The organism is Marinobacterium aestuariivivens, from assembly GCF_042661465.1.
In the GTDB taxonomy this organism is placed as follows: Bacteria; Pseudomonadota; Gammaproteobacteria; order Pseudomonadales; family Balneatricaceae; genus Marinobacterium_A; species Marinobacterium_A aestuariivivens.
Genome location: NZ_JBHSWE010000001.1, coordinates 4,696,384 through 4,715,895, shown reverse-complemented (window position 1 = coordinate 4,715,895; position 19,512 = coordinate 4,696,384). Strand labels below are relative to the sequence as shown.

The 19,512-nt window shown below is 57.0% G+C and carries 17 protein-coding genes; 9 read left to right on the top strand and 8 right to left on the bottom strand.

Annotated features, from left to right (window positions below; translation table 11 throughout):
- Window positions 1-19: 19 nt before the first annotated feature.
- Window positions 20-1,471, bottom strand: a complete 1,452-nt coding sequence (locus ACFQDL_RS24695) for an NAD-dependent succinate-semialdehyde dehydrogenase (RefSeq protein WP_379911332.1) — start codon at window positions 1,469-1,471, stop codon at window positions 20-22.
- Between the two features lie 89 nt (window positions 1,472-1,560).
- Window positions 1,561-2,865, bottom strand: a complete 1,305-nt coding sequence (locus tag ACFQDL_RS24690) for a M24 family metallopeptidase (protein ID WP_379911331.1) — start codon at window positions 2,863-2,865, stop codon at window positions 1,561-1,563.
- Window positions 2,866-3,337: 472 nt separating this feature from the next.
- Between ACFQDL_RS24690 and ACFQDL_RS24685 the strand changes: the two genes are divergently transcribed.
- The 7 genes from ACFQDL_RS24685 to ACFQDL_RS24655 all read left to right on the top strand — a co-directional run bounded on the left by ACFQDL_RS24685 (window position 3,338) and on the right by ACFQDL_RS24655 (window position 11,330).
- On the top strand, window positions 3,338-4,141 hold the full coding sequence (locus ACFQDL_RS24685; RefSeq protein WP_379911330.1) for an SDR family NAD(P)-dependent oxidoreductase: 804 nt from the start codon (window positions 3,338-3,340) through the stop codon (window positions 4,139-4,141).
- Between the two features lie 520 nt (window positions 4,142-4,661).
- Window positions 4,662-5,603 (top strand): sugar ABC transporter substrate-binding protein, encoded by a 942-nt coding sequence (locus tag ACFQDL_RS24680; protein WP_379911329.1) that lies wholly within the window; start codon window positions 4,662-4,664, stop codon window positions 5,601-5,603.
- A gap of 124 nt (window positions 5,604-5,727) precedes the next feature.
- Window positions 5,728-6,735 (top strand): ABC transporter permease, encoded by a 1,008-nt coding sequence (locus ACFQDL_RS24675; RefSeq protein WP_379911328.1) that lies wholly within the window; start codon window positions 5,728-5,730, stop codon window positions 6,733-6,735.
- 28 nt (window positions 6,736-6,763) lie between these two features.
- A complete protein-coding gene (locus ACFQDL_RS24670) occupies window positions 6,764-7,726 on the top strand; it encodes an ABC transporter permease (protein ID WP_379911327.1) in 963 nt (320 codons plus the stop codon).
- Window positions 7,723-9,285: a sugar ABC transporter ATP-binding protein gene (locus tag ACFQDL_RS24665; protein WP_379911326.1), complete on the top strand. Its 1,563-nt coding sequence runs from the start codon at window positions 7,723-7,725 to the stop codon at window positions 9,283-9,285. Before ACFQDL_RS24670 ends, ACFQDL_RS24665 begins: the two co-directional genes overlap by 4 nt.
- A gap of 342 nt (window positions 9,286-9,627) precedes the next feature.
- A complete protein-coding gene (locus tag ACFQDL_RS24660) occupies window positions 9,628-11,016 on the top strand; it encodes an ABC transporter substrate-binding protein (protein WP_379911325.1) in 1,389 nt (462 codons plus the stop codon).
- A complete protein-coding gene (locus tag ACFQDL_RS24655) occupies window positions 11,013-11,330 on the top strand; it encodes a type 2 periplasmic-binding domain-containing protein (RefSeq protein WP_379911324.1) in 318 nt (105 codons plus the stop codon). Before ACFQDL_RS24660 ends, ACFQDL_RS24655 begins: the two co-directional genes overlap by 4 nt.
- A 161-nt stretch (window positions 11,331-11,491) precedes the next feature.
- Here ACFQDL_RS24655 and ACFQDL_RS24650 read toward each other — a convergent pair whose 3' ends face one another.
- The 6 genes from ACFQDL_RS24650 to ACFQDL_RS24625 form a co-directional block, all read right to left on the bottom strand.
- Entirely contained in the window at window positions 11,492-12,628 is a 1,137-nt protein-coding gene (locus ACFQDL_RS24650) for a Gfo/Idh/MocA family protein (RefSeq protein WP_379911323.1), read from the bottom strand.
- A complete protein-coding gene (locus ACFQDL_RS24645; RefSeq protein WP_379911322.1) occupies window positions 12,625-13,830 on the bottom strand; it encodes a sugar ABC transporter ATP-binding protein in 1,206 nt (401 codons plus the stop codon). The genes ACFQDL_RS24650 and ACFQDL_RS24645 overlap by 4 nt, the downstream gene beginning before the upstream one ends.
- Window positions 13,802-14,182 (bottom strand): ATP-binding cassette domain-containing protein, encoded by a 381-nt coding sequence (locus tag ACFQDL_RS24640; protein ID WP_379911321.1) that lies wholly within the window; start codon window positions 14,180-14,182, stop codon window positions 13,802-13,804. Before ACFQDL_RS24640 ends, ACFQDL_RS24645 begins: the two co-directional genes overlap by 29 nt.
- A gap of 9 nt (window positions 14,183-14,191) precedes the next feature.
- The gene (locus ACFQDL_RS24635) at window positions 14,192-15,187 is read right to left on the bottom strand and encodes an ABC transporter permease (RefSeq protein WP_379911320.1); all 996 of its coding nucleotides are present in this window, start codon (window positions 15,185-15,187) and stop codon (window positions 14,192-14,194) included.
- The gene (locus ACFQDL_RS24630; RefSeq protein ID WP_379913317.1) at window positions 15,184-16,095 is read right to left on the bottom strand and encodes an ABC transporter permease; all 912 of its coding nucleotides are present in this window, start codon (window positions 16,093-16,095) and stop codon (window positions 15,184-15,186) included. Before ACFQDL_RS24630 ends, ACFQDL_RS24635 begins: the two co-directional genes overlap by 4 nt.
- Before the next feature lie 179 nt (window positions 16,096-16,274).
- Window positions 16,275-16,634, bottom strand: coding sequence for a hypothetical protein (locus ACFQDL_RS24625; RefSeq protein WP_379911319.1), 360 nt, complete (start codon window positions 16,632-16,634; stop codon window positions 16,275-16,277).
- Window positions 16,635-16,641: 7 nt separating this feature from the next.
- On the opposite strand from ACFQDL_RS24625, the gene ACFQDL_RS24620 reads away from it, so the two are divergent.
- Window positions 16,642-17,577: a sugar ABC transporter substrate-binding protein gene (locus ACFQDL_RS24620; protein ID WP_379911318.1), complete on the top strand. Its 936-nt coding sequence runs from the start codon at window positions 16,642-16,644 to the stop codon at window positions 17,575-17,577.
- A 322-nt stretch (window positions 17,578-17,899) separates the two neighbouring features.
- Entirely contained in the window at window positions 17,900-19,498 is a 1,599-nt protein-coding gene (locus ACFQDL_RS24615; protein WP_379911317.1) for a GMC family oxidoreductase, read from the top strand.
- Window positions 19,499-19,512: the final 14 nt, after the last annotated feature.

Genomic DNA, 19,512 nt, shown 5'->3' with positions numbered 1-19,512 from the left:
CGCCAGCCGGAACTGTGCCTTACCAATCGACGGCGATATATTTCTTCTCAATGAACTCGTGCAGGCCGTCCTGGGAGCCTTCGCGACCGATGCCACTCTGCTTGAGGCCGCCAAAGGGCGCTGCCGGATCCGAAACAAACCCACGATTGATCCCCATGACGCCGGCGTCGATACGGGACGCCACCGCCAGCGCCCGGCCGACATCGCGCCCGATAACATAGGCCGCAAGCCCGAATTCGGTGTCGTTGGCCTTGCTCACCGCTTCGTCGATGGTTTCGAACGGGTAGATCGCCGCCACCGGACCGAAGATCTCGGTGCGGCAAATATCGGCGCTCTCGGGGATATTCGTGATTACGGTAGGCTTGTAGAAGAAACCCTTACCTGAGATCGACTCGCCGCCGGTCAGTACTGTTGCTCCCTGCGCCACCGCCTGATCCACCAGCTCCGCCACTTTGTCCCGGGTCGAAGCGTTGACCAGCGGCCCGACGTCGACGCCCTGCTCGAGACCGTGGCCAACCTTCAACTGGCCCATCTGCTCGGCCAGACGTCGGGAAAACTCGTCGATGATCGAGCTGTGCACATAGAAGCGGTTGGCGCCGATGCAGGATTCGCCGGCATTGCGCATCTTGGCAACCAGGGCGCTTTCGATGGCCACGTCCATATCGGCGTCGTCCAGCACCACGAAGGGCGCGTTGCCGCCCAGCTCCATGGAGCAGTTGACGACCCGCTCGCTGGCCTTGGCCAGCAACAGACGCCCGACTTCAGTGGACCCGGTAAAAGAGATCTTGCGTACCCGTGCGTCGCCGAGGATGCTGTTGGACATGACCGACGAGCGCTTGGACGGGATTACATTGACCACGCCGGCCGGCACACCGGCCTCCTCCAGAAGCCCCGCCAACAGCAATGCCGTCAGCGGCGTTTCGGACGCCGGCTTGAGAATGGTCGTGCAGCCGGCCGCCAGGGCCGGCGCGATCTTGCGCGTGCCCATTGCGGCCGGGAAGTTCCAGGGCGTAATCAGCAGGCAGACGCCGACCGGTTGGTGCTGTACCAGGATATTGTTGGCCCCGGCCGGCGAACGCGCCAGCATCCCCTGATCGCGAACCGCCTCTTCGGCGTACCAGCGAAAGAACTCGGCCGCATAGGCCACCTCGCCTAGGGCTTCAGCCCGGGTTTTGCCCTCTTCGAGGGAAATCAGAGCCGCAATCGCCTCGCGACGCTCGGTCATCAGCTCGAAGGCCTTGCGCAGGATTTCGGCACGCTCACGAGGCGCTCGCGCTTGCCAGGCTTCGCCGGCGCGATGGGCCGCATCTACCGCCTTGAGGGCATCGGCTTCTGTCGCCGACGCGACCGAGGCCAGTGCCTCTTCGTTAGCCGGATTGTAAACGGTAAAGGTCCCGCCATCGGACGCGGGTAGCCACTGGCCGTTGATATAGAGTTCGAGGGGAACAGTTTTCAGAACATCATTGGTCATTTTTACACCCGTTTAGATGACTGGAAAGAAGGACGAACCGACTTGCATACCCGACCGGCATACAGGCGACATCCCTGTCGCCTTTTCTGTCAGTAGCGGTTGGCGACGAACAGTTCCTGCGCCGGGAACAGTGTGATCACCTTGCAACCGTCGGCGGTGACCACGACCTCCTCTTCGATTCGGGCGGCCCCGCTGCCATCCATCGCCGGGCAGTAGGTTTCGAGCGCGAACACCATGCCTTCCTTGAGCTCGAACGGGTGATCGAAGGACACCAGACGACTGATGATCGGTCGCTCATGCAACGCCATGCCAAGGCCGTGGCCGAACTGCAGCCCGAAGGCTTCCATTTCGTTGGCAAAACCGAACTCCTCGGCTTTTGGCCAGACCGCGGCGATCTTGTCGGTGGTCATGCCGGGCTTGACCAGTGCGATCGCATCGTCGATCCACTCACGCGCCTGCTTGTAGGCGTCGACCTGTCCCGGGGTCTGCAAACCGACGTTGAGCGTACGGTAGTAGCAGGTGCGATAGCCCATGAACGACTGAATGATGTCGAAGAAGGCCTGATCGCCCGGACGGTACATGCGATCGGTGAAGTTGTGCGGATGCGGGCTGCAGCGCTCGCCGGATACCGCATTGATCGCCTCGACATCGTCCGACCCCTGCTCGTAGAGGAATTTGTTCGCCAGGGCGACCATATCGTTCTCGCGCACACCGGGCTTCAGGTTCTCGGCGATCAGATGATAGGCGCCATCGACCATCGACGCCGCCGTATTGAGCAGGATAATCTCGTCCATGCTCTTGATTTCGCGCGCATCCAGCATCACCTGCTGGGCATCGACCACGGTGAGTCCCTCTGCCTGAAGGGCGAAGAACATCGGCGGCTCGACGACGTCGACACCGAGCGGAAGGTCGGCGACCCCTTCATGGCGCAGCAGGTCCGCTATCTGCTTGGCGGCGCGCTTGAACAGTCCAGCCTTCTCGCTGACCGAGCCGCGCAGACCAAGCATGCCGGCGTGACAGTGTTCCTTTTCAAGCCAGGGCGCAAACAGCCGGTGATGTGCGGCAGCCGAACCGAAATCCCACAGGTACGGCTCGGAGTTGCCGGTAAAGAGGGTGTAACGACAGATTTTGTCGCGCGACCACTCGCCGATCACGCTGCTGGTCAGATAGCGGATGTTGTTGTTATCGAAGCAAAGAATGGCACCGAGGCTGGAGTTGGCCAGCGCCTGACGGGCACGTCCGGTGCGATAGCGATGCAGGCGACGGAAATCGACCCGCTCCTCGAAGTCTACCGCGGACCGACCCGGGGACGGAATCGGGCGACTCCAGTCCCACCTGGGATCGATATCATCGGGAAGAATAATTTGGGGCTCAGTGGGCTTGATAATGTCCATCGCTTCACCTTGATTATTTGATTCTGGTTGCGCCGACAACGCAATCGTTTGCGGTGTCGAAAAGTAAAAAGGCCCTGCAGATATCGAGCTTGTCCAACAGGGCAAAGCCGTGACCGTCAACTGCCAGGAGCCAGGGGGAAACCCCGCCAGACCCTGAATGCAATCGATTGCACCACACGTTGCCAGGTAATGTCAAGTCATGGACAGGCAGAAAATTCATCCGGCGACAGCCAGCCAGAGCGGCGCTATCGCCCCACATCCTTATATCTTTATTCCTGCCTGTTCTGAATGCCGGACACAAAGAAGCTGAAAAACCTGCACAAACATGGTTGACAAAACGCCCAACAACATGGTGCAATCGTTTGCACTCCAGGCGTATAGACCGCTCATACCCCTGCGAAAAACGACACTACGTATCCAAGAAACCGTCTGTCATTCACAGATTGAAACAATAACCAGTGAGGAACTTTCGATGGATAAGACAAGACTGCAAGGCAAGAACGTCGTCATTACCGGTGCCGCCCGGGGCATGGGCGCCGCAGTAGCCGAGCATTATGCCGCGCAGGGTGCCAAGGTTTGTGTGGCCGACATCAACCTGGATGGCTGCAATGAGGTCGTTGACCGTATCAAGGCCAACGGCGGCGAAGCCATTGCCGCCAAGGTCGATGTCACCAAGCGCGAAGAGGTCAAGGCCGCCATCGATGCCACCGTCGCAGCCTTCGGCAGCCTCAACGTGATGCTCAACAACGCCGGTATCAACAAGCCGATGATGTTCTGCGACGTGACCGAAGAGAACTGGCACCAGATCATGAACGTCAATGCCCTGGGCTGCCTGATCGGCATGCAGGAAGCGGCCAAGCAGATGATCAAGCAGGGCAAGCAGGACGAGCCCTACAAGATCATCAACGTCGGTTCCATTCTGTCCCGCCAGGCGTTCGACGATGTCGTCCCCTACGCCTGCAGCAAGCACGCCGTGCTGGCGATGATCAACGGCGGTGCCAAGGCGCTGGCGCAGCACAACATCACCGTCAACGGCTATGGCCCCGGCGTCGTGCGCACCGAACTCTGGGAACAGCTGGACAAGGACCTGGTCGCCATCGGCAAGTTCGACAAGGCGGGCGAGTCGATGGACAAGCTGGCCGAGGACATGATCCTGCTCAAGCGCTACTCCTATCCGGAAGACGTTGTCGGTACCGCCAGCTTCCTGGCCAGCTCCGAGTCCGACTACATGACCGGCCAGCTGCTGATGATCGACGGCGGCATGGTCGTTCAGTAAGTCTCTGCCCCTCCGGTTACGCCCGGAGGGGTACCCCGGTCTCGCTGAGCTCGACAACAGCACCCGTCGGGCGAGGCGAAACCTGCGTCAACGTTTATACGTTGCTTTCCAACAGCTCCGATTGAGCCCTTCGCCTTTGGCTACGGGACCCCGGTATATATTCCTTTCGGGGTCTCTTTTTTACTGCCGCTCCAAAATCAGCCCTAGCACCATAAAACCTGGCCGCAACCCTGTCCGATCGATAGTCAGTAGTGACATGCAGGACGCCAAACGGCAACCAGGTATTTCAACTTATTGTTTTTCTTATAAACGATGATCACTCCCGCCCCGACATCCGATCGATTTTTCCCGTGGTTCGTGTTTTCAAATTACCCTTGACAGTATCTGTCAGATATGGTGCAATCGTTTGCATAGGCCTGCACAACGATGCTCCCGCTTATGAAGTCTTCAAGGAAATTGCACCAGCCTGTAGTGGCTCTCAATTACCAGCCATAACAATAACCCTGAGGAAACAGCAAAAATGAAGAATGCACTGAAGACCACCTCTTTCGCCCTGCTGGGCTCTGCTCTGTTGGCCGGCTCTGCCGTTGCAGACATGAAGATCGGCATTACCCAGAACAATGTCGGCGTGGACAGCTATCAGACAACCTATGAAAAGGCGTTTAAGGAGGCGGCCGCCAATACCGACGGCCTGGAAACCGTTGTGCTCGACGCCGGTGGCGATGTCGCCCGCCAGATCGCCCAGCTGCAGGACCTGATCCAGCAGAAGGTCGACGCGATCATCATCTGGCCGACCAATGGCCAGGCTGTCGTACCGGTGGTGCGCCAGGCACACCAGGCCGGTATTCCGGTGATCGTCACCAACTCCAATATCGCCGATGCCGGCCAGGAGTTCATTGCCGCCTTCTCCGGCCCCAACAACATCACCCAGGGCGAGTATTCGGCCGAAATGATGTGCGAGGCACTGAATGGCGAGGGTCAGATCGTGCAGATTTCCGGCCAGCCGGGCTACACCACCGCGATTCAGCGTCAGCAAGGCTTCGAGGATCGTCTGGCCGAAGCCTGCCCGGGGGTGAAGATCATGGAAACGCAGCCCGGCGACTGGAACCGCGAAAAGGCACAGCGCGTCATGGAGAACTTCCTCACCAAGTACGACAAAATCGACGGCGTCTATGCGGGTGACGACAACATGGGCGTGGGCGCGCTGAACGCCGCCAAGGCAGCCGGCCGCGCCGGTGAGATCGCCTTCATCGGTGCAACCAACTTCGCCGTCGGCTACGAAGCCATGGAGCGCGGTGAGTACTACGGCTCCGTTTACCAGTCCCCTGTCGACGATGCCAAAGCCGCCCTGCAGACCGCCATCGACGTGATCAACGGCAACGAAGTGCCCAAGCTCAACTACTTCGATACCCCGAAGATTACCCAGAGCAACATGTCCGAGTTCGACAAACCCGTCTTCTAAATCCGGCTTAACGCACCATTAAGTAAAGCAAGAATCCCTGCCTTACAAGGCGACTTGTAAGGCAGGGTCATTTTAGCCTAGGTTTAAAATTCAAGGGGTAAAGCACATGACGAGGACAAGTGCCATGAGCGATACTATCAGTGAAATAAAAACAGGCGGTGAGCGAAGCCTGGCAAAAAAATACTCACAGCTGCTGGCCCGACAGGGCATTTTGGTCGCCTTCGTGCTTTTCCTGGTCGTCTTTTCCATTTTCTCCGACCGGTTTCTGAGCACCGACAACTTCATGACGGTGATACGCCAGGCCTCCATCATCGGCACCATCGCGATAGGTGTCACCATCGTCGTGATCGGCGGCAACCTCGACCTTTCCGTCGGTTCACTGCTGTCATTCTGTACCGTTCTGGTGGTGGACCTCCACGACAAGATCGGCCCGACCGGCGCCATCGGCCTGATGCTGGTTTTCGCACTGCTGATCGGTGCGGTCAACGGCTATCTGATCGGCTACCTGAAGCTTAACTCGCTGATCGTGACCCTGGGGATGCTATCGGCCATTCAGGGCATCACCCTGATCTATACCGGCGGCCAGAACGTCGATATCCAGAATCAGGAAGGTACCTGGTTTGCCTTCTTCGGTCGCGGCTACCTCTGGGGCATAGCGGTCCCGGTCATCATTTTTCTCGGCTTGGCGCTGATCGCCGAATTCGTGCTGAAAGCGACCACCTATGGCCGAAAAGTCTTTTCGGTGGGAGGCAACCCGGCGGCCGCGGTCTTTTCCGGCATCCGCCGCAATCGCATGGTGTTCAGCACCTACCTGCTGTCGGCCTTCACCACCGCCTGTGCCGCCATTATCCTGGGCTCGCGCGTGATGGGCTCGCAGAACAATGTAGGCCAGGGTTACGAACTGCTGGTACTGGCCGGCGTCATCCTGGGCGGCACCAGCCTGCTCGGAGGCTCGGGCAGCATCACCCGCACCATCATCGGTGTCCTGATCCTCAGCTTCATTCAGAACGGATTGCTGCTGCTGGGTTACCCCTACTACGCCCAGTGGCTCGTGACCTGGGCGGTGATCATCCTGGCGGTCTGGCTCGATATCGCCTCGACCCGCGGCAAGATCTTCACATCCTTTTCCTGATCTAACAAGAGTCATGGGGAGCCTTTAAATGACCACCCTAGCCCACAAAGCCAAATCTCTCGTCATCGAGCAGCCCATCTGGCTGTTCGTGGCGGCCTGTATCGTCGTATTCAGTCTCAGCACCGAGCATTTTCTCGATATCGGCAACTTCAAGAATATCCTCGTCCAGACCTCGACCATCGGCCTGATCGCACTGGGCCTGACCTTCATCATGATTAACGGCAACATCGATCTGTCGGTCGGTGCCGTGCTGGCCCTGGCGGCGTGCCTGGCGGTCGATCTCCAGTCGTCACTCGGCATCCCGCTGGCCGTCGCCGTAGGCCTGCTGAGCGGCGTGGTACTGGGCGCCCTCAACGGCATGATCGTCTGGAAAACCGGCGTCGATGCCTTCATCGTCACCCTGGGTGCCATGATCGGCGTGCGCGGCCTGGTATTCGTCTACACCGAAGAACAATCCTTCTATGCCAGCGATTTCGCCTACTCCGATTTCGGCGTCAGCAGTATCGCCGGCATCCCCACCCTGGCGATAATGTTCGTGGTCCTCGCCGCCATTATGCACTGGGTCCTGTCGCGTTCGGTTCACGGTCGTAATACCTATGCGGTCGGCGGCAACCGTCAGGCCGCCATCGACGCCGGCATACGCGTCGGCCCCCATATGGTGATCAACTTCATGCTCGGCGGCTTTTTCGCCGCCCTGGCCGGCATTACCCTGTCGACCCAGATGGGCGCCGCCACCCCTAACCTCGGCCGGGACTTCGAACTCTGGGCCATTACCGCGATCGTGCTCGGCGGCACCAAGCTGACCGGTGGCGCCGGCAGCATCGTCGGCACCTTCGGCGGTGTCATCGCCATCGGCATACTGCGCAACGGCATGAATCTGCTGCAGGTGCCCTCTTTCTATGTCCTGGTCATCATGGGCACCATCCTGATCGCCGTGCTCTTCATCGACCGGCAAGTGAACCGCAATGCCGAGCAGGAGTTGAACGTATGAACAACCTGGATTCCATCGAAAATTATGGTGTGCATGCGGCCGGCACGCCGCCGATTCTGTCCCTGGAGGGCATTACCAAGACCTTTCCGCCTTCGGTCGTCGCGCTGGACGATGTCAGCTTCGGGGTGCACAAGGGCGAGGTTCATGCATTGCTCGGCGAGAACGGCGCCGGCAAGTCCACCCTGATGAAGGTACTGGCCGGTATTCACAAGGCCGATGCCGGGGAAATCTACCTCGAGGGACGCCCCATCAAGATGGACAACCCGATGGATGCCAAGCACCAGGGCATCCTGCTGATCCATCAGGAGCTGTCGCTGGTGCCGGAGATGACGGTGGCCGAAAACATCTTCCTGGGCTATCTGCCGAGAAAATGGCCCAACAGGGTCGACTGGAACAAGCTCTACGGTGACGCCGATGCGATCCTGAAGCGCCTGAAATGCAACTTCAGCGCGAAGGACAAGGTCTCCAGGCTGTCGATCGCGAAAAAGCACATGGTCGAGATCGCCCGGGCGCTGGTGTTTACACCGAAAATCGTCGTCTTCGACGAGCCGACGGCGTCACTGACCGATACCGAGAAGTTCGTCCTGTTCGACGTCATCCATGACCTCAAGGCCCAGGGTGTGGCGATCGTCTATATTTCGCACCGCATGGACGAAATTTTCACCCTGTCCGACCGGATCACGGTATTGAGAGATGGCGGCTACCGGGGTACCGTCGAAACGAAGGAAACCGACGAAGACGAGATCACCCGGCTGATGATCGGCCGCAGTCTCGATACCAGCCGCAATATCGACGCCGCTGAATTCGGCGACAAGGTACTCGAGGTCAAGGACCTGAGCTGTGGCAGCCTGTTCGAGAATATCAGCTTTTCCATTCGCAAGGGCGAAGTGCTCGGCATGTACGGCCTCGTCGGCGCGGGCCGCACCGAAATAGCCGAGACGCTTTTCGGCCTTCGTACCCCGACCGGGGGCGAAGTGTTGCTCGAAGGCAAACGGCTCGATATCAAGAACTCGACCGATGCCGTCAAGAACGGCCTGGCCCTGGTGCCCGAAAACCGCAAGGAACAGGGGCTGGTGCTCGGTATGAGCTGCCGCGACAACATCACCATGGCCGTATTGCAGCATGTTGCCAGTGGTGGCGTGCTGAGCCGGACGGAAGAATCCAAGATCTACGATAAATACGCCGAGGAGCTGGCCATCAAGTCGCCCAGCGGCGCCCAGAAGGTCGGCAACCTCAGCGGCGGCAACCAGCAAAAAGTCGTAATCGGCAAATGGCTGGCGACCCATCCCAAGGTGCTCATCCTCGACGAGCCAACCCGCGGCATCGACGTCGGCTCCAAGTCCGAGATCCACAAGCTGATCCGCCAGTTGGCCAAATCCGGCTATGCGGTACTGGTGATCTCGTCGGAGATGCCGGAGGTGCTCGGCGTCTCCGACCGCATCCTGGCGATGTACAACGGCCGCATCAACGGCGAGTTCCTCGACAGCGAAGTCACCGAAGACGACCTGGTGCGTGCGATTTCGTTCGAGAAGTCGAGCCAGCTTCAGGCTAGTGCGTAACGAGCTCAAGCCCCTTTATGATTGACTTGGCGTGCAAAGCAGGCTCATTCCGAGCCTGCTTTGTGCGTCGCTGTATCCCAGTATATGGCCGGACAGGGCCCGCGGCGGGATTAGCCCGCGCGTTTGATAGAAGCCCGGTCTCCGGGCGCAGCGGGCTCCTACAGCTTCCCAGAATCTCTCCGCCTGATGATGTTTTTTTGTAAGCCGGACTAATAATCCGGCCTATAATGTAGTTGTTCGTCGGGTTAATAATAGTCTCCGTAGATCAGGCTGAGATTATTTGTTTTCAGCCAAAAAACATCGACGCCATCACGACCATTCCATTTATGGAGTGAAATAACTATGACAAGAGAAGAGCTTGTTCGAGTCCTCGATTTTGTCGATACAACCAGAAAACTGGGAGATAAGGAAGTTCCACTCGCGATGGTCGATCCCCGATGGAACCTTATTTCCTTCGCCTTGAGACGCCACTACGAAGGAAAGCTGATTACCAATACCTCACTCGCCCTGGCGGCCGAAGTGCCATACGGTACGGCAATCCGAAGAATCAATGAATTACTTGAAGAAGGTCTGTTGTTAAAGCGCTCACGCTCAAGAACCGGAAAGTCCTATTCGCTTCACCCCACCTCAAAGCTGATAGAACTATTCGAGAAGTTCGCCTTTCAGCTTAAATCTCATATTGGCAATACCTTTGGTTTTTCTGCCGACGACAGCGCCGCTGGCGATTTTTATTTCGGTGGTTCCTATATGACCCCGAGCATTCTACCATTCCCCAGTGTTATGGAGGAAGGTATAGGATACGACCGGGTACTGCGAATCCTGAGCCCGTCGGATCCTACATTCAAATCACTCGCCGACTTCTCCGGAAACCTCAATGAGTTTTGTGGAGGAAAGCTGGAAATTATTAACCTGTCCCTTGATGAGCTTCACGATGAAATTATTCTAAACTCTCAACGTGCCGAGTCAAAATACGACATTGTCGCCTTGGATATTCCCTGGCTGGGCGAACTTGCGGAGTCCGGTATCGTACTGCCTCTCAACGAAATGATTGCCGATGAGAAATATCGCCACTCCGATTTCCACAGCACCGCCTGGAAAGGCTCAGGTTACAACGGTGAACACTACGCTTTGCCGATTCAACCCACGGCAGAACTGCTGTTCTATCGCACCGACCTGTTCGATAAAGCCGGCCTCAGTGTACCTGAATGCACCGATGACGTCCTGACTGCCGCTAAAAACCTGCACCGTTTCGAGCCGGAGTTGAGCGGTATAGTGATGAACTATGGGCCGGGGACGCCGGTAGGTCATACCTTCATTCAGACGTTGGCCGATTTTGGATTCCCGATCATAAAGCTGCCCAGGCTCGGCAAGGATTTCGATGTCAGCAACCTGAAGGACGAGAACTATCGCCCCCAGATAGAGAGCGAAGCCGGCTATCGAAGCGCCGAGTTTCTCCTGCAGCTACTTGACTATGCCCACCCTGAAAGCCTTGCGTGCAACTGGGACCGGCGAATCCAGCTGTTCTCGGAGGGCAAAGCCGCCATGACCTACGGCTGGTCGATTCGAGGGGGATGTTCGAGTTTGATGAAGCCAGCCCCGCCCACGGCAGGGTCGGCTATATACCCCACCCTCATGGCCCGGGCGCCCGTACAGTCTCGCCCATTGGCGGCTTTTCACTGGCCATTCCCACGAACCAGACGGATGATCGCATCAGCAAAGCCTGGAAGATGATGAAATATCTCACCCGTCCTGAGCTGATGAAGTGGTATGCGCAGAGCGGCAGCCTTTCGAGCCCACGTTTTTCGACCAGTGCCGACCCAGAGGTCCGGGCGCTGAGCAAAATCATCGTACAGCTCGATAACATGGAAAAGAAGGGCCAACTCCAACTCTGGCCGCGACCGCCCATTCCCGAGTTCAACGATATCGTTCATATCGTTGGCGAAGAGATACATCCCATGTTGAAGGGCGAAGCCAGTATCGACAGGGCGCTGAAAAACGCCCAGAAACGTGTCGACAGCCTGATGAGAAGCCATGGTCACTATTGAGTATCAGGCGGCAGGTTGGTAACCCGCGACCATTTTCCGGACAGCATGAGTTCGGGCGACCCGCTCCCGAACCCAGAGAGATCATCCAGGTAGGCGGCAGATGAATCAAAAACATAAGGGGGCATCCGTGAATGCCCCCTTGGTGCAGCCATCCGGCAGACTCAGAGTCCCTCTACCCTTTCCCAGCCGCCACTGGATGCCGAGCGGTGTATGGCATCGACCGTGCACTGCACCCGGTAGCCCTCGCGAAAATCGGTGAAGTTCTTTTCGCCCTCGATCAGCATATCGATCAGCTGCGCGACTTCGATCACCTTGAGATCATTGAAGCCCAGGTGGTGGCCCGGTGCAGGACAGAAGTTACCGTACGGGAAGTGGTCAGGCCCGGCTTCGATCTTCTTGAAACCGTCGAACCCCGGGGACTTGCCCGCTTCCCAGATATGCAGCTCGTTCATCCGTTCCTGGGAAAAAGCCACCGCACCCCTGGTGCCGCTGATCTCGAACGACAGATCCATGGTCCGGCCGGTGGCCATCCAGTTGGCTTCGAGGCTGCCGACAACACCGGAGGAGAACTTCACCAGCGCATGGCCCAGATCGTCCACTTCCACCGGAGCACGCTCGCTGGTGCCCGGGCGCAATGGTCTGCTCTGGCAGACCGTGCGGTTTACGGAAGAGACCTCGCTGATATCCCCCAACAGGTAGCGCGCCATCGATAGGATATGGCTGCCGATATCGGCCACCGCGCCGCCACCGGCCGTGCTGGTACGGAAGGAATGGGGCAGATCCGGATTGCACATGTAGTTTTCCGCATGGCGCCCCCGAAAGCTGATAATCTCCCCCAGTTCGCCGCTCGCAATCATTTCCCGGCAGACGGCAATCAGCGGATTGCGCAGGAAATTGAATCCAACCAGTGTGGCGACGCCGGCCTCTTCCGCCGCCAGCATCATCTTCTCGGCCGACGCAGAGGTGGTTGACAGGGGCTTCTCGCAATACACGACCTTGCCCTGTTCAATGGCGGCCAGGGCGATCTCCTCGTGAAGGGCATTCGGGGCCGTGATCGAGACAATATCGATATCCGGATCCTCGACCAGCGTTCGCCAGTCGCCGGTAGCCCGCTCGAAGCCGAGCGCCCGGGCGTTCTTATCGGCCTGAGCCTGATCGATATCGGCGAGCGTATGTAGCTGGACAGTGACCGGTGCATCGAAAAGCCCACCGTAAGATCGGAAGGCGTTCGCATGGCATTTGCCCATAAAGCCGGACCCGACCATCCCAATATTCAGTATTTTGTTCGAGTCTGTCACTGAACGGTCCTCTTCAATTCATGGATCTTTGGATTATCAACAACCGGGGGCTTCGGCTCGCTCTGTAATTGAACCTCCGAAACCGCATTGATGAGGTTTTCCTCGGTCATCCCGGCCCCGGTGAACTCACCGACCAGCCGGCCATTGGCCATTGCGAGAATGCGATTGCTGACACCGATCACTTCGGGCATCTCGGACGAGATGACGATGACCGCCAGGCCCTTCTCGGCCAACCCGGCAATGATCTTGTGAATGGATGACTTCGATCCCACATCGATGCCCCGGGTCGGTTCATCGAGAATGATCAGTTTGGGGTCGGCACAGAGCCATTTGGCCAGGACGAATTTTTGCTGGTTGCCACCGGAAAGATCGGAAAGCGGCTGCTCAGGCCCCGTCGTCTTGATTTCCAGTTGCTCCCGATAGTAATCGAAGACCTCCAGCTCTTTTCGGGTATCACTGATTCCCATTTTGGAGAACAGGTTCAAATGCGGCAGAGTGATGTTTACACGCCCGCCCATACCGAGGATCAGCCCCTGCTCCTTGCGACTCTCAGGTACCAGCGCCATACCCTTTTCGATCGCATCCTTCGGCGATGCGAAGTCCACCTCCTCGCCATCGAACAGTATCTGGCCGCTATCCGGTTGGCGAACACCGAATATCGTCTCGGCCACTTCCGATCGACCGGCTCCGATCAGTCCATAGAGGCCAAGCACTTCTCCGGCGCGGACCTTAAAGTTGATATCGCTGAACAGGCCCTCTTTTTCGAGATGACGGACTTCCAGCATTTCGCGACCAATGGCACCCTGGGCCCGGTGAAAAAACTGATCCAGATCGCGACCGATCATCATCTTGGTGATCTGGGCCATATCGACGTCTTTGGTATTGACCGTGCCCTGCACCTCACCATCCCTCAACACCGTAATACGATCGGTGATCTCGAATATTTCATCCATCTTGTGGCTGATGTAGACGATACCGACACCACGCTCTCGCAGCCTGCGAATAGCAATGAACAACTGCTCTTTCTCGCTTTCTGTCAGCGAAGCCGTCGGCTCGTCAAAGATAACCACATTGGCATTGAAAGCCTGTACCCGGGCGATCTCGACCATCTGCTGCTTGGCGATCGACAGCGTTCCCACCCGCACATCCGGTCCGAAATTGCACCCGAGAGAATCAAGCGCGGCCTGGGTCTTTTCGTGCAATTCCTTTTTTCAGCACCCCGAAGCGGTTTGTCGGCCAGGCGCCCAGATAGACGTTTTCTGCCACCGACAGCTCCGGCGACAACGAGAGTTCCTGGTGAACCAGCAATATGCCCCTGTCCCGTGCGTCTCTGGGTGAACTGAAGTTCACCAGCTCTCCGCGATGATGAATCGCCCCGGCATTCGGATGGTAGACCCCCGAGAGCACCTTCATCAGAGTGGATTTTCCGGCGCCATTCTCGCCCATCAGCGCATGAACCTCACCGGCATGGATATCGAAGCTGACATCGTTGAGTGCGGTCACACCGGTAAATGTCTTGGTAATTCGCTCAGCTGTAAGCACTACTTCAGTCATCTCTCTGCCTCACTTCGCATGTCCGAAACCGAGCACCTTGTCGATGACAAGCGCCAATACCAGCACCGCCCCCATCACCATCAGCTCGATGTAGTTGGGTGTATTGAGCAGGCTCAGGCCATTGCGCAGTACCGCCAGCGTCAGTACGCCCCCGACGGTTTTCCAGACACTGCCCCAGCCGCCCTGCAGGCGGGTACCGCCCAGCACCACGGCGATGATCGCCCAGAGCTCCCATATTTTCCCCGCATTGGGTTCTGCCGTACCCAGGCGCATGGATAGCAGAATACCGGCAATCGCCGCCAGCGTGCCGCAAAGCACGAAATTGATAACCTTATGACGCTTGACACGGATACCCGCTTCGTGAGCCGACTTCGCATTATCACCGATTGCAAAGGCCTCCCGGCCGTGCTTTGTCCAGGTCAGCATCCATTGAAAAAGTGCCGCCAAACCAAGGAATATCAGTGCTGTAAGAGATAAAGGACCCAGGTAGACCTCTACGATTTCGGTATAGCTGAAATCCTCCACCATCAGGGCACTTTCGCCGGTATAGATGAATACAAGCCCGCGGATACCGATCAGCGCACCCAGCGTGATAATGAAGGAGTGCATCCCCGACAAGGCCAGGAGCGTGCCATTGATAAGCCCCATGAGCGCTCCGGAACAGAGCGCCACCAGAACCGCCGGCCAGACACCGATGCTTTCCTGCAAGCCGATCGCCAGCGCACAGGCCAGCGCCAGCGTAGCCCCCACCGACAGATCGATTTCGCCGTTTATCATTACCAGCGTCATACCAATCGCCAGCAGTCCAATAAATGCCGCCTGCGTGAGCAGGTTACTCATGTTGTTCAGGGTAAGAAAGTAGGGTGAAGCCAATGAAAACAGCAACAGACTCAATGCGAGAAAGACCCAGATATGCTGCTCGGCCAGCAACACAAATGTGCGACGTAACGGCTTCGGCTGAACCAGGCTCCCCTGAAACTCGGCTGAATTGATTGTTTTACTCATGCGATCACCCTGCCTCTTTTAGCCGCCAGATCCACCCATACCGCAAGTATTATTACCATCCAGGTCACCAGCCACTGCACGTAATATGGATAGCCCAACAGCAGCAGACCATTCTGTACAAACCCGAGCATCGAAATACCCAGCACCGTACGCCAGATGGTGCCGGAGCCGCCCATCAGCGAGGTACCGCCCAGAATGATGCCGGCGAGCACGGTCAGCTCATATCCTTGGCCGATGGTGTTCTGGGCGCCCATCACCCGGCTGCCCATGATGATAGCCGCCAGCGCCGTTGCGAGGCCGGACAGCACATAGGCCGAAAAAACCACTTTTCGCGTCTGGACGCCGGAAAACCGACTGGTCGTCTCGTTACCGCCGACGGCATAGATGCCTCGGCCGAAGTTGGTTTTAAGCAGGAAAAAACTTGCTACGACAGCGGCACCGAGGAAAATCCATACCGGTGTCGGAATGCCCAGCAGGTCTCCACGTCCGAAGAAGCGGAACCAGGTCGTCTGCGCATCGGCCACATTTACGTTGGACCCACCGGAGTAGAACAGCGTGACTCCCTGCAGAAATGACAGCATCGCAAGGGTCACGATCAGCGCATTCAACTTCATGTAGCCGACCAGAAAACCGTTCAGTGCACCGACCACCGCGCCCACCAGCAACGTTATTGCGATTGCCACGGCAGGGCCGAGCTGATTGTGCTGATCGACCATGACGACGGTGAGCAGCGTCAGCATCGAGCCGACCGACAGATCCAGCCGTCCGGTTATGACGACAAAGGTCACGCCAATGGCGATCATTCCGGTGATCGACACCTGCCGGATCACATCGAGAATATTGCCGGGCGACAGGAAGGTCGGCGCATAGAGAGAGGTAACGAGCAGAAAGACCGCAAAGGCAAGCATCAAGCCATGCCTCCGCAGGTAATCTCGTTTTTTATTTGATATAGCCATATCGATTGGGTCCTGATTTATCGTTGTAATTGAACACTAGCTAATGGAGCGGTTCCTCCATACTAAGACGGGTGGCAGCCATAATGACAGCGGCAACTTGTCCATTCTGGACAGCAAGCAGATTCTCGATTTCATTCCGCCGTTTCACGTCGAGACAGCGCCTTCCACGTCGGAGCATAAACGTTTAAAAAACATAAGCTTGCACCAACAATAAATGACAATTTCAGGATTGCTGAACACCCTTTTCGCCATTGCCTATAATTATAGGTTGATGATGATGGAAGTACTTCAGAGAAGGCGGACCGAACGATGTCCAGTTTGGACAATTTCAGCATTGTAAAGCCAAAGAGTTCTATGTTGATAATAGCGTAAGCTCCTTGCACCGAGGCAAGCGGGTCTTCCAACAGTTGAAACACATCATTGGGGTCAACGATGAATATAAAGAATAAAATGGCACGCGTTTTTCTTCTGAGTGCAATCTGCAGCGGCATTCTGTCTATGCCCGCCCGGGCGGCAGAGGCGCCGGACTGGCTCGGCGGAGAGCTCAAAAAGCCGCTGTCCGAAACCCGTATCGGCATCACGGTCCTCTACCCGGGTTCCAATGCCTACCAGGCAAAATATGCCGAAGCGGCCGAACAGTACACCAGAGAGCTCGGACTGAAAGCGACGGTGATGGACCCCCAGGGCGACCCGGCCACACAGTTCAACCAGATTCAGGACATGGTCTCGAAGAATCTCGACGCCATCGTGCTCTGGCCGACATCGCAGAATGCATTGATTCCGGCGGTACGCCAGGCCTCTCGCGCCGGCATCCCGGTGATCACCTCCAACTCGCCAATCGGCGAAGCGGGCCGTCGCTACATCAAGGCCCACACTGGGCCTGACGATTGCGCCCAGGCTCGTCAAGCCGCCGAGATTCTTGGCGACGCCCTTAATGGCGAAGGCAACATCGTCGTGGTTGAAGGTACGCCGGGATACTCGGTGTCCATCCTGCGGAAGAACTGTTTCATGGATCGGATGGAAGACGCTTACCCCAATATCCAGATACTGGCCAGCCAGACGGCTGAATGGAACCGGGAGAAGGCCCAGACGGTCATGGAGACCTACCTGACCAAGTTCGGTGACAAGATTGACGGCGTCTATGCCTTCGACGACGGCATGGGCCTTGGTGTCATCAGCGCCCTCCAGGGTGCCGGTAAAAAGCCGGGCGAGGTCAAGGTCGTCACCTGCAACCTCTTCGGCGAGGGCTGGGATGCGATTAAGGCGGGCTGGGAAACTGGTTCCAACAAGCAGTCGCCGATCGATGATGCCATTCTCGCGATTCAGACCGCCGTCAAGGTCGCAAACGGTATCGAGGTGCCGGCTATCGACACCATCGAAACTCCGAAAATCACCGCGGAAAACGTCGAGCAGTTCGAGCGCCCGACCTGGTAACTGTTGCCGCATGCAGGGTGCCTGACTGGCACCTTGCAATACACAGACGAGCCCTGAAATATTTTCAAATAAATCTGCAACATCACTAGCGGCATATAAATACAGTTACGGACGCTATTATTCTGAAGCATTCATTATCACTGCTTTTCTGCCATCAAACTGGTTGCTAAATTTAGCCGGCGAACGAGCACGATCATGAGTAAGATAACTAACGTCATATTTCCTATTTTCACATCCTAAAAATAAAGTTCAGATCGCGAACATATTATATGATCCCCCCTAGTGCCGGCAGGGTCCAGACGCATTTATTGGAGAGACAACAATGAAACCGAATGAGAATAACTACGATTTTATTGTCATTGGAGCCGGTTCCGCTGGTTGTGTAGTGGCGGGAAGATTGAGCGAAGCCGGTCATTCGGTACTGTTACTTGAAGCCGGCGGCAAAAACAGCAACCCCTGGATCCATATTCCGCTGGGGTATGCCAAGCTCTACTCCAACCCCTCGGTCAACTGGTGCTACGAGAGCGAACCAGAACCCAACCTGAACGGCCGCAAGCTGTTTCAGCCCAGAGGGAAGGTGCTTGGCGGATCCGGCTCCATCAATGGCATGATCTATGTCAGGGGACAACCGGAAGATTTCGATGGCTGGCGAGATCTGGGCTGCGAGGGTTGGGGGTTCGAGGACGTATTGCCCTTTTTCAAGAAGTCCGAACACCAGGAGCGAGGCCCAAGCAAGTACCATGCAACGGGGGGCCCGCTCTGGATATCGGACCTGCCTTCCACCTACGAGTTGGGGGACGCCTTTCATGAGGCGTCCCACAAACTGGGGTCGCCGTACAATAACGACTTCAACGGGGAAACCCAGCTCGGCACCGGCTACGTACAGGTCAACACAAAAAACGGCCGGCGCTGGAGCACTGCCGATGCCTACCTGAAAAGCACCATGGGAAGGAACATCAAGGTACAGACAGGTGTCCTCGTAGAGCAAATCGTAGTCGATAACGGCAAAGTTTGCGGCGTCAAGTACAGAGACAAGGACGGCAACTACCTTGTTTCGGCCAGAAAAGAGGTTATCGTCAGTGCGGGAACCTTCAACTCCCCTAAAGTGCTGGAACTTTCCGGCATCGGAGATTCGGAGATCTTGAAGGAAAAAGGTATTCCGGTCACACATGACCTGCCAGGCGTGGGAAAGAATCTGCAGGATCATTTTGGCGTCGGCCTGGAGTTCAAGTCCACCAAACCGGTGACCGTGAACGACCTCTATAACAATATATTCAAAGGCGGCGCCGCGATGATGCGCTACCTGTTGTTCAAGAGCGGTCCCATGGCCAGCAACGGCAACTATTCCAACACCTTCATCACCACGTCCGAGGAGATCGGACGGCCGGACATGATGATTACATTCATGTCCTGGTGTACCGGTGAAGATCTGCAGCCAAGACCGTTTTCCGGATTCACCATCCTCGCCGAGCATATTCGCCCCGATGCCAGAGGCAGCGTACATGTACGCTCCAGCGACCCCGAAGAACCTCCGGCGATATCGTTCAACTTTCTGGAATCGGAGGCGGACAAGAAAGCGATTATTGCGGGATTGAGACATTCCAGGAAGATTTCGCAGACAGCCCCGATGAGCGACTTTGTCGCCGAGGAGATCCTGCCGGGACTCGATTGCGAAAGCGACGAGGAAATGCTCGAGCACTGCCGCCAGAACGGACTGTCGTTGTTACACTGTGTGGGTACCTGCAAGATGGGGGTTGACGATATGGCCGTCGTCGATCCCAGGCTTCGTGTCAGAGGTCTCAAGGGCCTGCGGGTCATCGATGCCTCCATAATGCCAACCATCGTCTCGGCCAACACCAATGCGGCATCGATCATGATCGGCGAGAAAGGCGCCCAGATGATTATCGAAGACTGGCAATAAAAACGCTTATAAAC